The organism is Burkholderia anthinoferrum, from assembly GCF_002925705.1.
Taxonomy (GTDB): Bacteria; Pseudomonadota; Gammaproteobacteria; order Burkholderiales; family Burkholderiaceae; genus Burkholderia; species Burkholderia semiarida.
This window is the reverse complement of the sequence record NZ_LFZP01000041.1, coordinates 25,147-45,733: the sequence shown is the minus strand read 5'-3', so window position 1 is coordinate 45,733 and position 20,587 is coordinate 25,147. Positions and strand designations below refer to the sequence as shown.

The 20,587-nt window shown below is 64.7% G+C and carries 23 protein-coding genes, 4 tRNA genes and 1 pseudogene; 15 read left to right on the top strand and 13 right to left on the bottom strand.

The window, feature by feature from the left end:
• The first annotated feature begins 52 nt into the window (after positions 1-52).
• The 7 genes and pseudogenes from uvrC to C5F75_RS13375 all read left to right on the top strand — a co-directional run.
• The gene (gene uvrC / locus C5F75_RS13405; protein ID WP_059638288.1) at positions 53-2,086 is read left to right on the top strand and encodes an excinuclease ABC subunit UvrC; all 2,034 of its coding nucleotides are present in this window, start codon (positions 53-55) and stop codon (positions 2,084-2,086) included.
• A 90-nt stretch (positions 2,087-2,176) separates the two neighbouring features.
• The gene (gene pgsA / locus C5F75_RS13400) at positions 2,177-2,764 is read left to right on the top strand and encodes a CDP-diacylglycerol--glycerol-3-phosphate 3-phosphatidyltransferase (protein ID WP_011544951.1); all 588 of its coding nucleotides are present in this window, start codon (positions 2,177-2,179) and stop codon (positions 2,762-2,764) included.
• Positions 2,765-2,930: 166 nt separating this feature from the next.
• Positions 2,931-3,006, top strand: a tRNA-Gly gene (locus tag C5F75_RS13395).
• 52 nt (positions 3,007-3,058) lie between these two features.
• Positions 3,059-3,134, top strand: a tRNA-Gly gene (locus C5F75_RS13390).
• A gap of 51 nt (positions 3,135-3,185) precedes the next feature.
• Positions 3,186-3,261 (top strand) — tRNA-Gly (locus C5F75_RS13385).
• 98 nt (positions 3,262-3,359) lie between these two features.
• Positions 3,360-3,433, top strand: a tRNA-Cys gene (locus tag C5F75_RS13380).
• A gap of 186 nt (positions 3,434-3,619) precedes the next feature.
• Positions 3,620-4,156, top strand: a pseudogene (locus C5F75_RS13375) (DNA adenine methylase); the annotation flags it as partial.
• A gap of 39 nt (positions 4,157-4,195) precedes the next feature.
• Here the strand turns inward: C5F75_RS13375 and C5F75_RS13370 are convergent.
• From C5F75_RS13370 to C5F75_RS13350, 5 genes are read right to left on the bottom strand one after another with little or no spacing between them, the layout of a single operon-like run.
• On the bottom strand, positions 4,196-4,906 hold the full coding sequence (locus C5F75_RS13370; RefSeq protein ID WP_104012353.1) for an immunity 52 family protein: 711 nt from the start codon (positions 4,904-4,906) through the stop codon (positions 4,196-4,198).
• 11 nt (positions 4,907-4,917) lie between these two features.
• Positions 4,918-5,526, bottom strand: a complete 609-nt coding sequence (locus C5F75_RS13365; RefSeq protein ID WP_104012352.1) for a restriction endonuclease fold toxin 5 domain-containing protein — start codon at positions 5,524-5,526, stop codon at positions 4,918-4,920.
• Positions 5,408-5,881, bottom strand: a complete 474-nt coding sequence (locus C5F75_RS37200) for a hypothetical protein (RefSeq protein ID WP_124657613.1) — start codon at positions 5,879-5,881, stop codon at positions 5,408-5,410. The genes C5F75_RS13365 and C5F75_RS37200 overlap by 119 nt, the downstream gene beginning before the upstream one ends.
• On the bottom strand, positions 5,874-6,377 hold the full coding sequence (locus C5F75_RS13355; protein WP_099316206.1) for a DUF4123 domain-containing protein: 504 nt from the start codon (positions 6,375-6,377) through the stop codon (positions 5,874-5,876). The genes C5F75_RS37200 and C5F75_RS13355 overlap by 8 nt, the downstream gene beginning before the upstream one ends.
• Positions 6,378-6,380: 3 nt before the next feature.
• Positions 6,381-6,794 (bottom strand): PAAR domain-containing protein, encoded by a 414-nt coding sequence (locus tag C5F75_RS13350; protein ID WP_104012351.1) that lies wholly within the window; start codon positions 6,792-6,794, stop codon positions 6,381-6,383.
• A 753-nt stretch (positions 6,795-7,547) separates the two neighbouring features.
• On the opposite strand from C5F75_RS13350, the gene C5F75_RS13345 reads away from it, so the two are divergent.
• Entirely contained in the window at positions 7,548-8,216 is a 669-nt protein-coding gene (locus C5F75_RS13345) for a hypothetical protein (RefSeq protein WP_179231716.1), read from the top strand.
• A gap of 180 nt (positions 8,217-8,396) precedes the next feature.
• On the opposite strand, the gene C5F75_RS36750 is transcribed toward C5F75_RS13345, so the two are convergent.
• Positions 8,397-8,651: a hypothetical protein gene (locus tag C5F75_RS36750; protein ID WP_059573992.1), complete on the bottom strand. Its 255-nt coding sequence runs from the start codon at positions 8,649-8,651 to the stop codon at positions 8,397-8,399.
• A 194-nt stretch (positions 8,652-8,845) separates the two neighbouring features.
• Between C5F75_RS36750 and C5F75_RS13340 the strand changes: the two genes are divergently transcribed.
• Complete coding sequence (locus tag C5F75_RS13340) at positions 8,846-10,324, top strand: sensor domain-containing diguanylate cyclase (RefSeq protein ID WP_099316208.1); 1,479 nt, start codon at positions 8,846-8,848, stop codon at positions 10,322-10,324.
• A 153-nt stretch (positions 10,325-10,477) separates the two neighbouring features.
• Here the strand turns inward: C5F75_RS13340 and C5F75_RS13335 are convergent, their stop codons facing one another.
• On the bottom strand, positions 10,478-11,026 hold the full coding sequence (locus C5F75_RS13335) for a GNAT family N-acetyltransferase (protein ID WP_060313268.1): 549 nt from the start codon (positions 11,024-11,026) through the stop codon (positions 10,478-10,480).
• A gap of 50 nt (positions 11,027-11,076) precedes the next feature.
• A complete protein-coding gene (locus C5F75_RS13330; RefSeq protein WP_059638293.1) occupies positions 11,077-11,694 on the bottom strand; it encodes a helix-turn-helix domain-containing protein in 618 nt (205 codons plus the stop codon).
• Positions 11,695-11,840: 146 nt separating this feature from the next.
• Between C5F75_RS13330 and C5F75_RS13325 the strand changes: the two genes are divergently transcribed.
• Together C5F75_RS13325 and map are read left to right on the top strand one after the other, a co-directional pair.
• Complete coding sequence (locus tag C5F75_RS13325) at positions 11,841-12,077, top strand: ParD-like family protein (protein WP_059573988.1); 237 nt, start codon at positions 11,841-11,843, stop codon at positions 12,075-12,077.
• Positions 12,077-12,883 (top strand): type I methionyl aminopeptidase, encoded by an 807-nt coding sequence (gene map, locus C5F75_RS13320; protein ID WP_104012350.1) that lies wholly within the window; start codon positions 12,077-12,079, stop codon positions 12,881-12,883. Before C5F75_RS13325 ends, map begins: the two co-directional genes overlap by 1 nt.
• A 113-nt stretch (positions 12,884-12,996) precedes the next feature.
• Here the strand turns inward: map and C5F75_RS13315 are convergent, their stop codons facing one another.
• Positions 12,997-13,500, bottom strand: coding sequence for a GAF domain-containing protein (locus tag C5F75_RS13315; RefSeq protein ID WP_104012349.1), 504 nt, complete (start codon positions 13,498-13,500; stop codon positions 12,997-12,999).
• Positions 13,501-13,614: 114 nt separating this feature from the next.
• The gene (locus C5F75_RS13310) at positions 13,615-14,532 is read right to left on the bottom strand and encodes a LysR family transcriptional regulator (RefSeq protein ID WP_059573985.1); all 918 of its coding nucleotides are present in this window, start codon (positions 14,530-14,532) and stop codon (positions 13,615-13,617) included.
• Positions 14,533-14,643: 111 nt separating this feature from the next.
• Here C5F75_RS13310 and C5F75_RS13305 point away from each other — a divergent pair, with 111 nt between their 5' ends.
• Entirely contained in the window at positions 14,644-15,510 is an 867-nt protein-coding gene (locus C5F75_RS13305) for a pirin family protein (RefSeq protein WP_059638301.1), read from the top strand.
• Between the two features lie 126 nt (positions 15,511-15,636).
• Positions 15,637-16,128: a GNAT family N-acetyltransferase gene (locus tag C5F75_RS13300; protein ID WP_104012348.1), complete on the top strand. Its 492-nt coding sequence runs from the start codon at positions 15,637-15,639 to the stop codon at positions 16,126-16,128.
• 15 nt (positions 16,129-16,143) lie between these two features.
• Here C5F75_RS13300 and C5F75_RS13295 read toward each other — a convergent pair whose 3' ends face one another.
• The 3 genes from C5F75_RS13295 to C5F75_RS13285 are packed head-to-tail and all read right to left on the bottom strand — an operon-like array spanning position 16,144 to position 18,093.
• Positions 16,144-17,013, bottom strand: coding sequence for a cytochrome c oxidase assembly protein (locus tag C5F75_RS13295; RefSeq protein ID WP_059638305.1), 870 nt, complete (start codon positions 17,011-17,013; stop codon positions 16,144-16,146).
• 10 nt (positions 17,014-17,023) lie between these two features.
• Positions 17,024-17,470, bottom strand: coding sequence for a copper chaperone PCu(A)C (locus C5F75_RS13290; RefSeq protein WP_104012347.1), 447 nt, complete (start codon positions 17,468-17,470; stop codon positions 17,024-17,026).
• Between the two features lie 8 nt (positions 17,471-17,478).
• The gene (locus C5F75_RS13285) at positions 17,479-18,093 is read right to left on the bottom strand and encodes an SCO family protein (protein ID WP_059573980.1); all 615 of its coding nucleotides are present in this window, start codon (positions 18,091-18,093) and stop codon (positions 17,479-17,481) included.
• Between the two features lie 281 nt (positions 18,094-18,374).
• On the opposite strand from C5F75_RS13285, the gene otsB reads away from it, so the two are divergent.
• On the top strand, positions 18,375-19,127 hold the full coding sequence (gene otsB, locus C5F75_RS13280; RefSeq protein ID WP_059573979.1) for a trehalose-phosphatase: 753 nt from the start codon (positions 18,375-18,377) through the stop codon (positions 19,125-19,127).
• A complete protein-coding gene (gene otsA / locus C5F75_RS13275) occupies positions 19,124-20,509 on the top strand; it encodes an alpha,alpha-trehalose-phosphate synthase (UDP-forming) (RefSeq protein WP_059573978.1) in 1,386 nt (461 codons plus the stop codon). The genes otsB and otsA overlap by 4 nt, the downstream gene beginning before the upstream one ends.
• Positions 20,510-20,587 lie beyond the last annotated feature (78 nt).

Genomic DNA, 20,587 nt, shown 5'->3' with positions numbered 1-20,587 from the left:
AACTGGCGATTCTAATAGACCCGTTCCGCGTTACAAGGCGCCCGGATCACGCATGACATCCCCAGAAGCCTCCGATACTCCGTTCGAACCGAAGAAGATCCTTGCGCAGTTGCCGCACATGCCGGGTGTCTATCGCTATTACGACACGGCGGGCGCCGTCCTCTACGTCGGCAAGGCGCGCGACCTGAAAAAGCGCGTGTCGAGTTATTTCACGAAGACGCAGCTGTCGCCGCGCATCGCGATGATGGTCACGCGCATCGCGCGCATCGAGACGACCGTCACGCGCTCGGAAGCCGAGGCGCTGCTGCTCGAGAACAATCTCATCAAGGCGCTCGCACCGCGTTACAACATCCTGTTTCGCGACGACAAGTCGTATCCGTACCTGAAGCTCACCGCGCACCGCTTTCCGCGGATGGCCTACTACCGCGGCTCGGTCGACAAGCAGAACCAGTATTTCGGGCCGTTCCCGAGCGCGTGGGCCGTGCGCGAGAGCATCCAGATCCTGCAGCGCGTGTTCCAGTTGCGTACCTGCGAGGATTCGGTCTTCAACAACCGCACGCGGCCGTGCCTGCTGCATCAGATCGGGCGGTGCACGGCGCCGTGCGTCGGCGCGATCTCCGACGAGGATTACGCGGTCGACGTGTCGAACGCCGCGCGGTTTCTGCTCGGCCGGCAGTCCGAAGTGATGAAGGAACTCGAGCAGAAAATGCACGCGTTCGCGGCCGAGCTGAAATTCGAGCAGGCGGCGGCCGTGCGCAACCAGATGAGCTCGCTCGCGACCGTGCTGCACCAGCAGGCGATCGAGGTCGGCAGCGACAGCGACGTCGACATCCTGGCGGTCGTCGCGCAGGGCGGACGCGTGTGCGTGAACCTGGCGATGGTGCGCGGCGGCCGGCATCTCGGCGACAAGGCGTATTTTCCGACGCACGTCGAAAGCGCGCTGACGCTCGCCGAAGGCGGGCTCGGTGAAGAGGCCGAGCCGGCGGAGGCGATCGACGCGCCGGCCGATGCAGTGCCCGACCAGCCCGCGCAAGAGGCCGGCGGCGCGCGTGCCACGGCGGCGGCCTCGGTCGAGGCCGAGGTGCTCGATGCGTTCATCGCGCAGCACTATCTTGGCAACCGCGTGCCGCCGGTGCTCGTCGTCAGCCATGCGCCCGCGAGCCGCGACCTGCTCGAGCTGCTGTCCGAGCAGGCTGGCCACAAGGTGTCGCTGGTGCGGCAGCCGCAGGGGCAGCGGCGCGCGTGGCTGTCGATGGCGGAGCAGAACGCGCGGATCGCGCTCATGCGGCTGCTGTCCGAACAAGGGTCGCAGCAGGCGCGCACACGCGCGCTCGCGGAGACGCTCGGCTACGACAGCGACGATCTTGCGACGCTGCGGATCGAATGCTTCGACATCAGCCACACGATGGGCGAGGCGACGCAGGCGTCGTGCGTCGTCTATCACCACCACAAGATGCAGTCGAGCGAGTACCGCCGCTACAACATCACGGGCATCACGCCGGGCGACGATTACGCGGCGATGCGGCAGGTGCTCACGCGCCGCTACGAGAAGATGGTCGAGCAGGCCGCGCAGGCGGCCGCCGCCGACGAAGCGGCCGGCATCGACGGCGAGTCGACGCGCCAGGCAGAGGCGTCGAGCCTGCTGCCGAACATCGTGCTGATCGACGGCGGCAAGGGCCAGGTCGAGATCGCGCGGCAGGTGTTCACCGAGCTTGGGCTCGATACGTCGATGCTGGTCGGCGTCGCGAAAGGCGAGGGGCGCAAGGTCGGCCTCGAGACGCTGGTGTTCGCGGACGGCCGCGCGCCGCTCGAGCTCGGCAAGGAGAGCGCCGCGCTGATGCTCGTCGCGCAGATCCGCGACGAGGCGCACCGCTTCGCGATCACCGGCATGCGGGCGAAGCGGGCGAAGGCGCGCCAGACGTCGCGGCTGGAGGAGCTCGAGGGCGTCGGCGCGAAGCGCCGGCAGCGGTTGCTCGCGCGCTTCGGCGGGTTGCGCGGCGTGGTGGCCGCGAGTGTCGAGGAACTGGCGAGCGTCGAAGGCATTTCGCACGCGCTCGCCGAGCAGATCTACAAGCAGCTTCACTGACGCGGCCGTGCGGCCGGCGGCGTTGCCAGCGTTCTTGTGGCAGGCCGGTCGACACGGCACAATTGCGAATCCTTTACTGTCCCGCATGCCATGCCGTTCAATTTCCCGATTTTCCTGACGTGGGTACGGATCGTGCTGATTCCGCTCGTCGTCGGCGTGTTCTATCTGCCGGACACGGTGATGGGCGGCGCGCACCGCAATCTCGCGGCGGCGGCGATCTTCATCCTCGCCGCGCTGACCGACTGGTTCGACGGATTCCTCGCCCGCAAGTGGAACCAGACGTCGTCGTTCGGCGCATTTCTCGACCCGGTGGCGGACAAGCTGATGGTGACGGCCGCGCTGCTGATCCTCGTGCAGATATCGCGGGTCGACGCGGCGATCGCGCTCGTGATCGTCGGTCGCGAGATCGCGATTTCGGCGCTGCGCGAATGGATGGCGCAGATCGGCGCGTCGAAGAGCGTCGCGGTGAACCAGCTCGGCAAGTTCAAGACCGCGTGCCAGATGGTCGCGATTCCGATGCTGCTGTTCTACGGGCCGCTGCCGCTCGGCGTCGTGACGATCGATACGCGCGTGTGGGGCGAGTGGCTGATGTATCTCGCGGCGGTGCTGACGATCTGGTCGATGCTGTACTACATGAAGCTCGCGTGGCCGCAGATTCGCGAGCGCGGCGGCGCGTGACCCGCGTCGCCTCTGCGCGTCTGCCTCCGCGCAGTCTCGGTGGCAGCGGTTTTTGTAAAAAGGGCTGGAAAAGCCCTTGACATACGAATGTGCCTTCGACATAATCTCGCTTCTCCGCTGCACGACGAAGTGAATGTGTGACGGAGAAGCAGTAGTGCAGCAATACGCGGGAGTAGCTCAGTTGGTAGAGCGCAACCTTGCCAAGGTTGAGGTCGCGAGTTCGAGACTCGTCTCCCGCTCCAGATTTTTCTGGCAGCGCGTGGTACGGCGAAGCGCTGCAGATGCAGGACACATGCGGGAGTAGCTCAGTTGGTAGAGCGCAACCTTGCCAAGGTTGAGGTCGCGAGTTCGAGACTCGTCTCCCGCTCCAGATTTTTCCGGCAGCGTGTGGTACGGCGAAGCGCTGCAGATGCAGGACAATGCGGGAGTAGCTCAGTTGGTAGAGCGCAACCTTGCCAAGGTTGAGGTCGCGAGTTCGAGACTCGTCTCCCGCTCCAAGTCATGGGAAGCCACGCTTCCCTTTTTATTTGATGGACTTCCGGTCCTCGAATAAAAATCTGTCGCTTGCCTCACGGCATCCGGACAGTCCGCTTTTGGCGCGATAGCAAAGCGGTTATGCAGCGGCCTGCAAAGCCGTTTAGGCCGGTTCGACTCCGGCTCGCGCCTCCAAGTAGAACGAGATAAAGCCCTGAGAAATCAGGGCTTTTCTTTTTTCTGCGGCGCTTTCATTCTTGTAATAGAGTTGCCTAGAGTGGTACAAAGTCGCCTCTAACCACTCAAGAAACACGCGTAACCACGCCTAAGTCGGCTCTTTGGCCGTATAGGTGAGTTCGCATTAGCGCATGGCAACCAAGCGTGTTCGAGTGGTTGAAGCAGACGATCCCGGAAACCCTCACCGATATCCAGCGTGCTGCGAGGTTCTATTACCTGCAGAAAAGTTGCTTTGGCGGGAAGTTGGAGGGGCAAACTTTCGGGACGCGAACCGAACATCCGCCGGGCCTGAACCTGTTGCGGCTTGAAGAAGAATTGTCGGCGGCTCACTTGCGGCTCGCGAACGCGTATATCGAGAGGCTGGATTGGGCCGCGTGTATCGATCGATATGACCGACCGCACACACTGTTCTACCTCGATCCACCGTATTACGAGACGGAAGGGTATGGCGTGCCGTTTCCGTTCGGCGAGTACGAGAAGATGGCGCAACGGCTGCGGTCGATCAAAGGGCGCGCGATCGTGAGCCTCAATGACCATCCGGACATTCGGCGCGTGTTCGACGGATTTCACATCGAGACCGTGCCGATTCAATACACGGTCGGCGGTGGGAGGGGTGTCGAGCGAAACGAACTGATTATTTTCAACTGGGACGACGCAGCGCAGCCCGTGGGTCTGTTCTAGTCGAAGGTGTCGGCGCGAAACATCGTGCCGACACCGCGCTTACAGATCGTCGAAAGCGGGAAGGAGATCTTGCTCCACGAGTCGGATCTCGATGCGGTTAGCAGCTTCGATGTGCTCGGGGTTCTTCGTCGAGAACGGTGCGTCGGTAGTGCTGACGATGATGGTGCCGGTTTGGTTCTTTCCGGGCTCAGGCGTGGCCACCACTTCGCGTGCCTCGGGGACCTGCTGCTGCGTAATCACGGTGGGCAGGTAGATCATCCAGCCGACGCCGGGCTTGTCGTCAAACACCTGTCGTGCCGCGTAGCTTCTCGGGCCGACAGCGGCGTATGCGGGTTTGAATGCAGCCGTAGCAGCACGAACGATTTTCAACACTGAATCCAGATTGCTGAGAATCGTCTTGTTCGACAGAGAAAGTTCGAACGTGTTGACGTAGCCCGGTTCGTTGAGATGGCACGAAATGGTTGTGCCTTCGTTGATGTCCTCGTTACCGTCCCAAAGGCTCACGTATGTTGCATCCGGATGATCGCCAAACTTGTGTTTCAGTACAGCGAGAATGGCGGTCGATGGTGAGCCATCGTCGAATGCCTGATATAGCCGTGCTTCCTCTCGGCTCTGCCCGCGTGCATACCATTGATTGATCGTCGGCTCGATCTCGGCGAGCGCATGTGTGACGACTTGAATGCGTGACAAGACTTCAGCGAAGTTGGTCGGCTCAAGTGAGTCATCCTTGAATTTCAGTCTGATATCCATGATCGTCGCGGTTAAGGTTGCCAGACGGATGCTACTTTATTCTCGATCAAGGCTGGGAGCATGTACTCGCGCAATTCGGCTTCTTCGAAGAACCACTTCAAGCGGGCCGGTGGGTTCATATTCACCTTCTTCGCTTGGGTATTCAGTTGGCTAAACAGAGATTCGTATCCCTCGAACCACGTTTGCGCCTTCATCTCGCCTTCGTCGTTTCGTCTAAGGAACTGAGCATAGTGTGACTTCGCTTCTTGAAGCAGGCATTCTGCTGGTACGAACCCGTCAAACTCAGTGCCGAGCCAAACCCACTCTTCGTTCCATCCTTCTTCGATGCTGTACGGCCGCCCGGTTATCCGCCCTTGATACTTGCGGGAGCGAGGCGACATGTTGTGCTTTTTGTTTTCCGCGGCCCCAGTCTCTTCAGGCGGGCATTTTTTGCATTTTTCCCCCGTGCGCGGGACAGCCTTGGCGTCGGTCTTGGCCTTGCTCTCATCCTTCGTCGTGTCGCTAGACAGGCTCGCCGTTCCCGCCAGTCCGATCCCTCCCAATAAGGCGGCGCCAGCGCGCGCCAAGACCGGCCCAAGCTCCGCCAATACCCCCTCCAGTAGTGGAAGTGCTGCTCCCATGCTCAAACCCCCCGTTGTATTCCGGATGTTCGACGCGCCACTTTATGACGCGCAAGTAGTCGTGAAATCGTTCGTCTGGTGATCGGCCTGGACGTGTGAGCCACGCGTGCGTGGCGGGCTTCGTGTAGAAGCTAGGCGCGTACGCTTCGATTCGCAGAAACGCTTCCACGTTTTCATCTGCATGGATGCCGAGTTGACGCGCGGCGTTGTATGCGTTCCATAGACGCGTTGACAGAGTGTTGTCGTCGGCAAGTTTGGGATCGGCTTTGACAAGATCCTGCCTGACGCGCTCGACGTATCCGCGCGCGTCGATCTCGGCAAGGCCGGCGATCTGTTCGCTGGTCAGCTCAAGCATGCGGGTGTACTCCCCTGAGTATTCCATTTACTTCGACAAGCCAGTCGAATGTCGGCACGAAGAACTGCATGCGCTGCGTGAATTCCATCAGCGAAGCCACGTCGGCCATGATTCGGGCATCGTAGAAGCGGAGCAGGGCAGTGCTTCCATCCGGCAAGCGTACGTCGAGCCGGCCGCGCAGCTCGTCAGCGAGTGATTCGATCGGATATGCGCTGATCAGCCACGACACACCGGTGGAGCTGCTGGCCATGGTGGAGAGGGTTCGCCGAATATTGCCAGCGGCCGTCTCGTACGCAAACAGCCATGGCCCAGCGTCTGCGAGTGACGCGTCCTGCGTGCCGTCGAATACGGCTATGGCCGACTGCGATCGTTGGGGCGATGAACCGCCGGCCGCATCAGCGTACAGAAGGCCATCGACAAGGGCGTACAGATGCACCTGCATGGTCAACTGCTGTTGACGCTTGATGAAGTAAGCCTCGATCGAATTTCCGGTCATGGGCTATCCGCGCGCGATCATCGTCGCGGCATTCTCGGCCGCGGCTTTCAGGCATTCGAGACAGAGCGTCGGCGAGGGGGCAAGCGCTGCAGCCGCGGCTGCGACAGCTGCGACTGCGCCGCCCGACGTCGCTTCGCCTGATCCGACGTCGTCGAATGTCGCGGACGACTGCGAGGCGATCAACGTCGCTCCGCACGCGGTTTTCATGCCCTCGACGGCGGTTTCTCGTCCGTCGAACGTGTGCGAGTATTGCCGCCCCGTCGGCAGGGTCGGAAAGACCCCCTTGCACTGCGGGCAAAGTACCTTGTGTCCGACGCCGGCAACGGGCTTTCCATCAATGGTCGAGGTCGCGCTGCCCTCCAGCACGCGGCCGCCATGCGTCGTCGTATCGCCGACGCAGATCATGGCTCTGGCCATATGTTCTCTCGTAGGTTTGGTTTTCGTATGAATTTACCATTTCCGGGGGAACGTCTGATCGTTGGCCACCTCGCGCTCAGTCAACTATTGTCAATCGAAGCGAGCGCCGTCGATCATGCGGCGGAGCAGGTCAAGCGCGAACGAATCGGGATAGCCGTTCTTCTTCAGCTCCAGCTCGGCCGCGCAGACCATTTTTTCCATGAGCCGCAGCGCTCGGCGGACATGCATCACTGACCTGCCGTGGATTTTTGGGCCTCGCGTGCGAGCCAGTCTGTCTGCGAAGTGCTTGACGGAGCGAGGCAATCGCATCGGGCGAGAGGATCGTCATGGTGCAGGCGAAAAGTTACTTTGGCGGCTCGCGTCGGCCCAGATCTTCTCTCGCGAAGTTCGCATTTCAGCCAAGAACCGCCATTGAAAGATAGAATTTGAGCAGCCGTACTATTTCGTTTGCGGACATTCGTGCTGAACGTGTAGGTGGCCGCTGCAGGGGCGAGTGGGCGACTTCCCCTACATCGGTACGAGCAACCTTTCCGCTAAACTCTGCGGACTAACATCTCACAAAGACGGACGCACATGGCAGGGGCCCACAAGATTACACCTTCAAACCCACGACTCTCGTCGCCGCTCGCCTTGGTCAACCAGATGATCGCGGATATGTCGCGTCAACGCTCGTTGCTTGTGCGCGCGACAGTCGGGATATTGCTTGTCGCCAGCGTGTTTTCAGGGTGTGCGCCCCTATCGGCGTCTGCGCCGATGGATCCTCAACAACGATCTGCCGCAGAGCAGCGGAATGCAAATGCGTTGTATAGCCAGAAAGTGTTGGCATATAAGCCGATGTTTGAGAATCCTGGCGGCTATGGTCGAGCGCAGATACTGGAAGCGTACGAGGCAGTGCTGCAGCAGTACTCCGCCGCAGCAATCGCTTATGCCCGCACCATTTATCCCGAGGCTCGACAGACGCTTCCACCTTCCCTGCAGCCATTGCCGACGCCGTCGGGGCCGGTCACGCTGGCGGTTGTCAATCGCGACTACGAACATGTGCTCGGAATGGACGCTGCTTTGTGGGAGATGAATATGGCGGCAAAGTTCGGGCGACCATCCAAGTTGCCGATACCGAAATACACCGGCCCTGTGCTCATCATGCCGCCTGCGCCACCGTTACCGCCCCTGCAGGATGTTCGCGATCCAAAGTTCGCGCGGCTCGTGACCATGACGAAGAAACTCGACGATGCGCAGAAGGCCGATCTGGCACGAGAGCAAGCCGCGATCGAGCAACAGTATGCCGACCAAGCCGCGTGGAGGGCTCGACACCCCACGGGGCAGTATGACCACATCGACCCGAGGACCGGACTACCGTATGCGCCTCCGCAACAGGAGACGCAGCGATGGTGCATGATGGGCGGTGGCCGGGTGCCTTGCTGAAACAGATCTGTTGGCGGTGTGCGCTTCCCAAATCGTCCATTGGGTTGATCTGGAGTACTCGCCGGTAGTAGACGTCCCATTCTAGGGGGCTGCGCCGATCATTCGCAAAGTGGCTAATTTGAGTGGCTAATCAACGTAGATCATTGAATTTGCAAGTTTCGCCACGGCCTGCAAAGCCGTTTAGGCCGGTTCGACTCCGGCTCGCGCCTCCAAGTAAGAAAAGAAAAAGCCCTGAGAAATCAGGGCTTTTTCTTTTTGTGCGCCGAGCATGGGCGCCCGCCTGCGGGTGCTAGTCCCGACATAACTGATCACCGCAAATACAGCGAAGCGAAACTGCACGAGGGTGGAAGCGTGGTGCAATGATGCGCTGATCGGCATGTGTCGCCGCACGGGCCGGCTGACCGTGGCGGGCCTCACATATTCTGTCGGGAACATGGTTTCCTCATATTATTTAATAATCTCGGAAGAGCGGGCCACCGGTACTGTTTTGTCGGCGCTTCACGTTCGATAGACTCTAGCCGTTTCCGGTTTTCGGTCAGTTTGGCGCTGCACCCGTCAATGCGTCGAGCCGATCCTGTATGCGCACTCACGCCCGGTGCGGGCGTGCACAATGAGCAGCGAGGAGATTCATGCAACCCCGGACGGCAGCCCCTTATTTCGTTGTGGCAGTCGGTGTCGTGATCGCATGCGCGCTGATGGGCCTGTGCGTGCTGCAACTGTTCCAAAGCCGCCATGACGCACTGGAGCGGGCCAGCGAAACCTCGCGCAATCTCGGCCTGATGGCCGAGCGCGACATCGAGCGCAACTTCGAACTCTACGATCTGTCCTTGCAGGCGCTGATCCATGGTCTGCAACGTCCCGACGTGATGGCAGCGGCGCCCGCGCTGCGGCGGGGCGTGTTGTTCGATCATGCAATGACGGCGCAATTCATCGGATCCCAACTGGTGCTCGATGCCGACGGAAACATCATTCTGGATTCGGCCAACGACGTGCCGCGCAAGGGCAATTTTGCCGATCGCAAGTACTTCACCGTCCATCGCGACAACCCGAACGTGGGGCTCTATGTCAGCGACCCATTCGCGTCGCGCTTGCGCGCCGGCATGCTCAGCATTGCGCTGTCGCGGCGCATATCGAATCCGGATGGCTCGTTTGCCGGTATCGCGCTGATCGCGATCAACCTCGAATATTTCCACAAGCTGTTCGCCGGATTGTCATTGGGACAACATGGCTCGATATCGCTGATCGGCAAGGACGGCATCATGATCATGCGGCAGCCGTACGACGTCCGGACTATCGGCCGCGATCTCGGCAAGGCCGCAACGTTTCAGCGCTTCCGGCGCGCACCCGATGGCTCGTTCTCGGAAACGTCGTCGATCGACGGCGTGCGCCGTCTCTACTACTTCAAGAATTTTCCGAGTCTGCCACTGATCATCATGGTCGCAGAGGCGGAGCAGGACATTTATGCCGCGTGGCGCCGCCGCGCCACGACGATCGGTCTACTCGTCGCGACATTCGGCGCAGCCTTCATTGCGCTATCCGTATTTCTCAGCGCGCAGCTGCGGCGTCGGATGCGCGCCGAATCCGAGCTCGAACTGCTGGCTCGCACCGACGGGCTCACCGGCCTCAACAATCGCCGCACCTTTGGCGAGGTTCTGGACCGGGAGTGGCGCCGTGCGCGGCGAGCCCATTCCGTTTTCTCGTTGCTGTTCGTCGATGTCGATCGTTTCAAGGCCTACAACGATACCTATGGTCACCAGGCGGGCGACGATGCGCTGGCTGCAGTCGCGCGCTGCATCGGCGACAACATTCGCCGACCGATCGATACAGCGGCTCGCTACGGCGGAGAGGAATTCGTCGTGCTGCTGCCTGACACACCAGAGACGGGGGCAGCCCAGACTGCTGAACGAATACGCGCGGCGATCAACGAACTGGCGCTCGAGCACGCGGGAAGCGAATACGGGCGCGTGACCGCCAGTATCGGGTTGGCGAGTTGGGTGCCGGATCAGGACGGCGAGCCTGGAGCGATCATCAAGGCGGCCGACGAGGCGTTGTATTACGCGAAGGCAACCGGTCGGAACAAGGTTTCCAGCTTTCAGTCGTCGGTTTGACGGTGGCCCACCCGCGGAGGATTGTCGAAGTTATTTTCGTTTCGGGCCGTCGGTGACTCCGCGAAGACTTGTCATTTACGGACGAGAAAAGTCCCGCGGGGCACTTCCTTTGCCGCGTCGCGGTGGGTGCGACGGCCGCCACGCGAGGCGAGATCACCCGTCCACCGGCTGTGCCGGCGTCTCGAGCTTCAACTGATAGAACGCCGCATCGAGCCAGCGGCCGAACTTGAATCCCGCTTCCGCGATCGTGCCTGCGTGCACGAACCCCAGCTTCGTATGCAGTGCGATGCTGCCGGCATTGGCCGCGTCGATGCAGCCCACCAGCACGTGCACCTGCGCTTCGCGTGCACGCCGGACCACTTCGCGCAGCAGCAGTTCGCCGAGCCCGCGACCGCGCTGGTCCTGGCGCACGTAGACGCTGTGTTCGACCGTGTACTTGAACGCCGGAAATGCGCGGAACGTGCCCCAGCTCGCGAAGCCGAGCAGCGTGCCCGCCGCGTCGACGGCGCCGATGACCGGAAAGCCGCCCGCGCGCTTCGTCGCGAACCACGCGACCATCGCTTCCGGCGGGCGCGGCCGGTAGTCGTACAGCGCGGTCGAGTTCAGGATCGCGTCGTTCAGGATCTCGAGGATGGCCGCTGCGTGTTCGGCCTCGCTGCAATCGATCAGGCGCACGTCGTCGCGCGGTGTCGGGGAATTCATGCGGGTTCCTTCCTGTTGGCTTTAAACCGCTTGCGCACGCGATGCACGCATCACGCGCTCCGCACGGCGGCGGATGCATCGCAGATCGCGACGACATAGCGCGCGGCATGCGACGACGGATTGCTGAAGATCAGCGGCTGGTCGAGCCGCATGGCCAGACAGTCGCCTTCGTGAAGTTCGTGGAGCGTGTCGCCGAACGTGACGTCGACGCGGCCGCTGATGATCCACACCTGCTGATGCAGCGCGCTTTCGCGCCCGCCGCTGTCGTACGCGACGCGCGCGCCGGGCGGGAAATCGACCTCGACGAGCTGGAGCGGCGACGGCCAGCCGGCCGGCGACAGGTTGCGCCGCACATAGCCGGACGCCGGATCGCGCCATTCGACCTGCTGCGCGCGCCGTGCGAGCGGCTGGGCGGGCGCATCGTTCCGGTCGCCGCCGAACAGCCCGGCCAGCGATACGCCGAGGCCGGCCGCGAGCTTGTCGAGCACGACGGCGGTCGGGCTGGCCGATGCGCGTTCGATGAGCGAGATCATCGAACGGCTGACGCCGGAGCGCGCGGCGAGCGCGTCGAGCGTGTAGCCTCGAACGGTGCGCAGATCGCGCACGCGCCGGGCAATGCGTTCGTTGATGCCGGTATCGTCGGCTGCGGTGATCGCAGATTCTTTCATGATGGATTGATTTTCCAGCAAACTGGAATTCGATGTCAACGGCATTCGCCGCGGCTCGTCGAGCGAGGCGGGAGTCGAATGGCTTGCCCGGGCGTCGCGTGCGGCGTAATATACGAAACAGCTACGTTTCGTTTAATTGGGGATATATGGGCATCATCAAGATTTCCGAGCACATGCATGAACGGCTGCGCTCGACGAGCACGGCGCTGAGCCGGTCGATCAACGCGCAGGCCGAACACTGGCTGCGCGTCGGGATGCTGGCGGAACTCAACCCGGCGCTGTCCTACGGCGACATCTGCAAGATGTTGATCGAAGCCGAGGCGCGGGGCGGCGACGCGAGGGCGGCGGAACCGGTCGCGCATCACATCGAGCAGGTGGCGTAATGGCGAAGCGAGAAATCCCGATCCGCGGCGCTGCGGAAATCGCGAAATCGCGCGAAGCCGCGAAGCTCGCGTCGCAGGTGCTGACGATGATCGCCGAGCATGTGAAGCCGGGCGTCACCACCGACGAGCTGGACGCGCGCTGTCGCGAGTACATCGTCGACGAGCTGGGTGCGATTCCCGCGAACATCGGCTACCACGGCTATCCGAAGACGCTGTGCACGTCGGTCAACCACGTGGTCTGTCATGGCATTCCGACGTCGCGGCCGATGCGCGACGGCGACATCGTGAACCTCGACATCGCGGTGATCAAGGACGGCTGGTTCGGCGACACGAGCCGCATGTATTTCGTCGGCGAACCGAACGAACTCGCGCGGCGGCTCGTCGCGGCGACCTACGAGGCGATGCATGCCGGCATCCGCGCGGTGCGTCCGGGCGCGACGCTCGGCGACGTCGGCTACGCGATCCAGCAGGTCGCGCATCGCGAAGGGTTCAGCGTGGTGCGCGAGTATTGCGGGCACGGCATCGGCGACGTCTATCACGACGAGCCGCAGGTGCTGCACTACGGCCGCCCGGGCACCGGCGTACCGCTGCGGCCGGGGATGATCTTCACGATCGAGCCGATGCTCAACGCGGGCAAGCGCGATACGCGCGTGCTGGCCGACGGCTGGACGGTCGTCACGAAGGACCATTCGCTGTCCGCGCAGTGGGAGCACATGGTCGTGGTGACGGAAACGGGCTTCGAGGTGCTGACCGAGGATGCGACGCCGCAGGCGTTCGCCGCGTCTTCCGGCGCGCACGCAGCCTGACGCGGCCTGATGCGGCCAGCGCGCCGCATCCGGCGGCGCGGCGTTGCAATGAAACGGGCCCCTTCGCGGGGCCCGTGTCGTTCGCGGCGGCCGGCGCCGCCGCGCAGCGACGGTCAACCGCGCGCCTTCCGCCACGCGTGTTCGACGAACGCGCGGCACAGCGCTTCCATTCCTTTGCGGTCTTCGTCGTCGAAGCGCGCGGCGACCGGGCTATCGACATCCCATACGCCGATCAGCGTGCCGTCGCCCGCCACCAGCGGCACGACGATTTCCGATTCCGACGCCGCATCGCACGCGATATGGCCGGGGAAGTCGTGCACGTCGCGCACGACCTGCGTCTCGCGGGTTTGCGCGGCCGTGCCGCACACGCCCTTGCCGAGGGCGATCCGCACGCACGCGGGCTTGCCCTGGAACGGCCCGACCACGAGCTCGGTGCCGTCGAAGAAGTAGAAGCCGGCCCAGTTCAGGCGATCGAGCGAGTGATAGACAAGCGCGGAGAAATTCGCCGCATTGGCGGTCAGGTCGCGTTCGGATTCGACGAGCGCGCGGGCCTGCTCGACGAGCGTCGCGTATTGATCGGCCTTGGAGGCGGTGGGGTCGTTGGACAGCGTGAACATGGCGGGAAAGCGATAGGGGTTGTCAAAAGGCGCACTGACGGCGCACTGCGCGTACCGCAGTCTACGGCACGCGCGGGCGGTCTGCAGCGCACGATGGGGTGGGAGGCGGCACGCTCAGTCGGGTTCGAGCGCGGCGAACCGCTCCGCCAGAAAGTCGAGCAGCGCCCGGACCGCGGGCAGCAGCCCGCGACGCGATGCGAACACCGCGTGCACGATCTCGCGGCGCGGCGCCCAGTCGGGCAGGACGGTCGTCAGTTCGCCGCGTGCGACTTCGTCGCGCACCATCATCGTCGGCAGCTGCACGATGCCGACGCCTGCGACGGCCGCCGCGCGCAGCGCGAGCATGCCGCCCGTCACCAGGCGCGGCTGGTGATGGATTTCCGCCTGCGCGCCGTCGGGCCCGCGCAGCCGCCACACGTGCGTGGACTGCGGCACGCCGTGATCGAGGCTCGGCAGGCGCGCGAGATCGGCGGGAACGGCCGGCACGCCGTGCTCGCGTAGCAGCGCGGGGCTCGCGACGAGACACTGGCCGCGCTCGGCGAGCACGCGCAGCGCGAGATCGCTGTCCTCGAGCGGCGGCGGACGCACGCGGATCGCGACGTCGATCCCTTCGCCGACCACGTCGACGCGCCGGTTGGTCGCTTCGAGATGGATCTCGACGCGCGGGCAGGCGGCCATGAATGCGGCGATCATCGTGCCGACCAGCGAATCGAGCAGCACGATCGGGCAACTGACGCGCACGATGCCGCGCGGCTCCTCGTGCAGCAGCGCGATCGCCTCGTCGGCGGCGTCGGCCTCGACGAGCATCGCGCGGCAATGCGCGTAATAGGTCTGGCCGACGTCGGTGACCGTGAAGCGGCGCGTCGAACGCTGGATCAGCCGCATCCCGAGCCGCGCCTCGAGCAGCGCGATTCGGCGGCTCAGCTTCGATTTCGGCATGTCCAGCGCGCGTCCGGCCGGCGCGAAGCCGCCGTGTTCGACGACCTGCACGAAGTAGTAGAGATCGTTGAGATCCCGCGCTTTATCGTTCATGAAATGGAACGCTGAGTGCGATTTCGGCAGTCTACCGGATGGATCGTTCCATCTCTATATTGTTATTCAAAGATGCGAAACACGGGTTTCGCCGCAATATGGAGAAGGGCAATGAAGAAGATCCAGGGTGTCTACAGTGCGCCGCGCGGCCATTGGGTCGGCGACGGTTTCCCGGTGCGTTCGATGTTCAGCTATCAGTCTCACGGCGCGCATCTGAGCCCGTTCCTGCTGCTCGACTACGCCGGGCCCGCGAACTTCGAGCCGGCTTCGGCGCCGCGCGGGGTCGGCCAGCACCCGCACCGCGGCTTCGAAACGGTGACGATCGTCTACGACGGCGAAGTCGCGCACCGCGACTCGACCGGCGCGGGCGGCACGATCGGCCCGGGCGACGTGCAGTGGATGACGGCCGCGAGCGGGATTCTGCACGAGGAATTCCACTCGGAGGCGTTCACGAAGCGGGGCGGCCCGCTCGAGATGGTGCAGCTGTGGGTGAACCTGCCCGCCGCGGACAAGATGGGCGCGCCGGGCTACCAGACGCTGCTGAACGCCGATATCCCGGTGGTCGAGCTGCCGGAAGGCGCCGGGCGGGCGCGGATCATCGCTGGCGAACTCGACGGGCGGCGCGGCCCGGCCCGCACGCACACGCCGATCGACGTGTGGGACGTGCGGCTCGTGGCAGGCGGCCACGCGCGGTTCCCGATCGCCGAAGGGCGGACGCTCGCGGTAGTCGTGCTGAGCGGCACCGTGCAGGTGAACGGCGAGACGGTGGCGCGCGAAGCGCAGTTCGTGCAACTCGGCCGCGACGGCCGAGACGTCGAGATCGAGGCGAACGGCGACGCGAAGCTGCTGATCCTGAGCGGCGAGCCGATCGACGAGCCGGTCGTCGGTTACGGCCCGTTCGTGATGAACTCGCAAGCGGAGATTCGCACCGCGATCGAGGACTTCAACAACGGCCGCTTCGGTCGGATGCCGGCATGACGAGCAGGCCCCGCGCGATGCGGGGCTTTTTTTCGCGTGCGGGCAGGCAGTCGCGCGGGATACGCGCTTCGGGGCATAATCGACGGTTGCCGCGCGCCGGCCGGCGCGCCCGAATCAGGACCCCACATGAACGCATCCGCACCCGCCGCACTTCCGAGCACCGCCGATCTCGACTGGCGCTGGAAACCCTTCGACGCGCTGACGGCGCGCGAAATCTATTCGATCCTCGAAGCGCGCAGCGCCGTCTTCGTCGTCGAACAGAACTGCGTGTATCGCGACATCGACGATGCGGATCAGGCCGCGTGGCATCTGGCGGCCTTCGATCCGGCCGGCCGCCTGGCCGGTTATCTGCGCGTGCTGCTGCCCGACGCGCAGCATACCGACGTGCGCATCGGCCGCGTGCTGACGACCGCCGCGTTTCGCGGCGCGGGCCTCGGCAACGGGCTGCTGTCGCGCGCGCTCGAGCATATCCGTGCGCAGTGGCCGGAAACGCCGGTGAGCCTGCATGCGCAGGCCCACTTGCAGCGTTTCTACGGGGCATTCGGCTTCACGCCGAGTTCGGACGTGCACGACGAGGACGGCATTCCGCACGTGTGGATGAGCAGCGCGCGCGCGTGACGCGCGCCGCGGCGGTCAGTGCGCGGCGCGTGCGACCGGCGGCTCGTCCGCAGGCTGCGCGGCCCGTTCGCCGATCAGGCGCCCGCGCGCGGACAGCCGCAGCCAGTGCCGCAGCGCGATCAGCGCGCCGATCACGCTCATCATCGAGCCGGGAATCCACAGCAGCAGGCCGCCGATCTGCTGGTCGCGCATCGGGCTCAGCCACGTGAACGCGCGGCCGCAGATCGAGTAGATCGGATACAGCTCGTGCGGCGTGAAGAAGATCAGCGCGCCGAGCGCGATCTGCGGCGGGATCGCAGCGACGACGATCAGGATCCGGCGGCCCGGCGACAGCCGCGCGGGCGGCGCGGGACGCGGATCGACGACGAGCCACCAGAACAGCAGCCCGTCGATCACCATGCTCCAGTTCATCACGCGATACAGGCGCCAGTCGAGCATCGCGATGAAGTGGATCGGCGACAGCAGCCAGAAATAGATCAGCCCGACGAACAGCACGACCGCGACGACCGGATGGAACACCACGTCGAGCGTCGCCCGTACCGGCGCCCACGCAAGCGCGGGACGCACGAAGCGCTGCCGCCAGCGGAACGGAATGCCCGCCCGGATCGCCGCGCCCGGATAGGACAGCGCGATGAAGAACGGCCCGAGGTGATGCAGCACGAGGTGCTGCGCGCGGTGCAGGAAGAATTCGTGCTCGAAGAAATAGTCGAGCCGCGTATGCAGCGCGATGTAGAGCGCCGTCAGCCCGAACCAGAACGAGAACTGCCGCAGCGGCGACACCTTCGCCTTCTTCACGCCGCGCGCGAACAGCACGGCGGCCGTGAGCACCGCGATGACCACGGTCGGCGACGGTTCCCACGGATCGAGCCAGTACAGGAGGTTCATCGCGCGCGCATCACTTCGCCTTGGCCGGCGATTTCACGGCGAACGGCGCATCGACCGTTTCGCCGTCGGAGAATTTCAGGCGCAGGTGCACGGTGTCGCCCGGTTTGATCGCGTGCTTTGGCTCCTCGAGCATGAAGTGATAGCCGCCCGGCGCGATGTCGACCTTGCCGCGCGCGGGGATGGTCAGCTTGTCGACCATTTCCATCTTCTGCGTCGAGCCGTTCGATACCGTCTGGTGCAGCATCGCCATCCCGTAGTCGGGGCTGTCGACGTCGACGAGGTCGATCGGCTTGTCGCCGGTGTTCACGAGCGTCACGTAGCCGCCGGCGGGCAGCTTGTTCGGCAGCCAGCGCACCCACGCGTTCTGCGCGCTGATCGCGCCGGAGGCATATGCGTGGGCGCCGGCGCACAGCGCGGCGAGGAGGGCGAGCGTCTTGAGTGTCGTTTTCGTGTTCATGGCGCGGTTCAGGTCGTGGAGGCGGTGTCGATGATCCGGCGCACATCGGCGGCGATGGCGTCGGGCGAATCGCGATCGGTCGCGAGCAGGCGTGCGCGGCCGGTCGCGTCGAAGATGTAGACGGCCGAGCTGTGCGTGACTTCGTAGCCGCCGGACGGATCGCGTTTTTCCATCTGGTACGCGACGCGATAGCGCTTGGCGAGCGACTCGATCTGGCCGTCGGTGCCGGTCAGCCCGCGCGCATGCGCGGGGTCGAACGCGGCGACATAGGACTGCATCGCCTGCGGCGTATCGCGCGCGGGATCGACCGATACGAACAGGATGCGCACGTTGTCCGCCCGGGGGCCGAGCTTCGCGAGCACGTCCATCAGCCGCGCCAAGGTTTCGGGGCAGACATCGGGGCAGTGCGTGTAGCCGAAGTAGACGAGCGCGACCCGGCCGCGGAACGCATCGGCGTCGACGGGACGGCCGTCGCCGCCCGTCAGCCTGAACGACAGGTCGGGCAGGTGGCCGGTGACGTTGGTCAGGTTCCAGCGCGGCTCGTCGCGCGTGCACGCGGCGAGCGCCACGGCGGCGGCGAGGGCCGCGGACCTGCGGATGAGGCGGGAGAGGCGAGACGGCATCCTGGGCTCGATCGGGCGAAATGGGTGACCGGCCGGCGCGATGCCATGCGTCGCGCGGCAGGCGGTTGCGACTGTAGCGCAATTCGCGCGCCTGCGTCCTTTTGAAACCGGTACGGTGCCGGCCAGCGGGGCAATATGTCGCAGTTGACGCGGTGGGGCGGCGCGAGGTTCGCGCTGCCCCGGTTTCGCCCATCTGGGGGCGCAGGCGCGGTAAGATGCGCACAACTCCATTCGCGCAGCGGCGGCCGGCGTGTGCCGGCCGCCCTCAGACTATCGAATCGATGCAATCCGTTCCGGCTTCCCTGTCCCTGACCGATACCGCGTTCTTCTTCGACTTCGACGGCACGCTCGTCGAGCTGGCGCCGACGCCCGACAGCATTCGCGTTCCGCCGTCGCTGCTGACGCTGCTCGACGAATTGTCGCGCCGCTCGCACGGCGCGGTCGCGATCGTGTCCGGGCGCGGCATCGACAACCTCGACACGTTCCTGAAGATGCCCGACCTGCCGATCGCCGGCCTGCACGGCGCGGAGCGCCGCGACGCGAACGGCGACACGCAGCGCATCGGCTTCAACGACGAACGCCTGCTGCGCATCGAGCGCGAGCTTGCCGACGTGGTCGACCGCCATCCGGGCATGCTGCTCGAAATCAAGGGCGCGGCCGTCGCGCTGCACTTTCGCAATGCGCCCGAGCGCGAGGCGGTGGCGCGCGAGGCGGCCGAGCGCCTCGTCGCCGACTATGCGGATGCGTACGTGCTGCAACCGGGCAAGATGGTGTTCGAGATCAAGCCGAAGGGCGTCGACAAGGGCCGCGCGCTGGCCGCGTTCCTCGACGAGCCGCCGTTTGCTGGCCGCGTGCCGCTGTTCGCGGGCGACGACCTGACCGACGAGAAGGGCTTCGCGGTGGTCAATGCGCGCGGCGGCCTGTCGATCAAGGTCGGCGCGGGCGAGACGTCCGCGCGCATGCGGCTCGATTCGGTCGACGCCCTGCATGAGCAGATCGCACGCTGGCTCGGCGCGGGGCAGCCTCACGCATGAGCCGGCTCATCATCGTTTCAAACCGCGTCGCGCCGATCTCGGAAGGCGAACCGGCGGCGGGCGGCCTTGCGATCGGCGTCTACGACGCGCTGAAGGAAACCGGCGGCATGTGGTTCGGCTGGAGCGGCGACGTGGTCGCGTCCGGCGCGCCGCAGCCGCAGATCCGCATCGAGGAGCGCGGGCCCGTGACGTTCGCGACCGTCGGGCTGTCGCGCCGCGATTACGACCAGTATTACCGCGGTTTCTCGAACGCGACGCTGTGGCCCGCGTTCCATTACCGCGCGGACCTGATCCAGTACGATCGCCACGAATTCGACGGCTACCGCCGCGTCAACGTGTGGCTCGCGCAGCAGCTCGTGCCGCTGCTGCAGGACGACGACGTGATCTGGGTGCACGACTATCATCTGATTCCGTTCGCGCGCGCGCTGCGCGACGCCGGCGTGAAGAACCGCATCGGCTTCTTCCTGCACATCCCGTTTCCGGCCGCGCAGGTGCTCGTCAACGTGCCGCCGCACCGCGAGCTCGTCGAGTCGCTGTGCGCGTTCGATCTGCTCGGCTTCCAGACCGAGCCCGACCTGCGCGCGTTCTGCGACTACGTCGAGTTCGAGGCGGGCGGCGACGTCGAGCGCGACGGGAATACGGTAAGCGTGCATGCGTTCGGCCAGACGCTGCGCGCGGCCGCCTATCCGATCGGCGTGTATCCGGACGAGATCGCGTCGCTCGCGCAGGCGGGCGAAAACGGCAAGGCGGTGCGTACGCTCGCGACGTCGCTACGCGGGCGGCAACTGATCATGAGCGTCGACCGGCTCGATTATTCGAAGGGGCTCGTCGAGCGCTTCCGGGCCTTCGAGAAGCTGCTCGAGCACCAGGCGTCGATTCGCAACCGCGTGTCGTTCCTGCAGATCGCGCCGTCGACGCGCGCGGACCTGCGCGCATACCAGGACATCCGCCTGCAACTCGAGGCGGAATCGGGGCGCATCAACGGGCGCTACGCGGAACTCGACTGGGCGCCGATCCTCTACATTCACCGCCAGTACGACCGCCAGCTGCTGGCCGCGCTGTACCGGCTCGCGCGCGTGGGCTTCGTGACGCCGCTGCGCGACGGGATGAACCTCGTCGCGAAGGAGTACGTGTCCGCGCAGAATCCGGACGATCCGGGCGTGCTGGTGCTGTCGCGCTTCGCGGGCGCCGCACGCGAGCTTACCGGCGCGCTGATCGTCAATCCGATCGATATCGACGGGATGGCCGATGCGCTGTCGCAGGCGTTGACGATGCCGCTCGCCGAGCGGCGCGCACGCTACGCGGACATGATCGCGCAGCTTCGCGAGAACAACGTGTCGGTGTGGCGGGACAATTTCCTGCGCGATCTGCAGCAGGTCTGACCGGATTGCCCCCGCTGCAATTGAAAAAGCCGCCGTGCGCAAGCAAGGCGGCTTTTTCGTCGGCGGTATGCCGGCGCG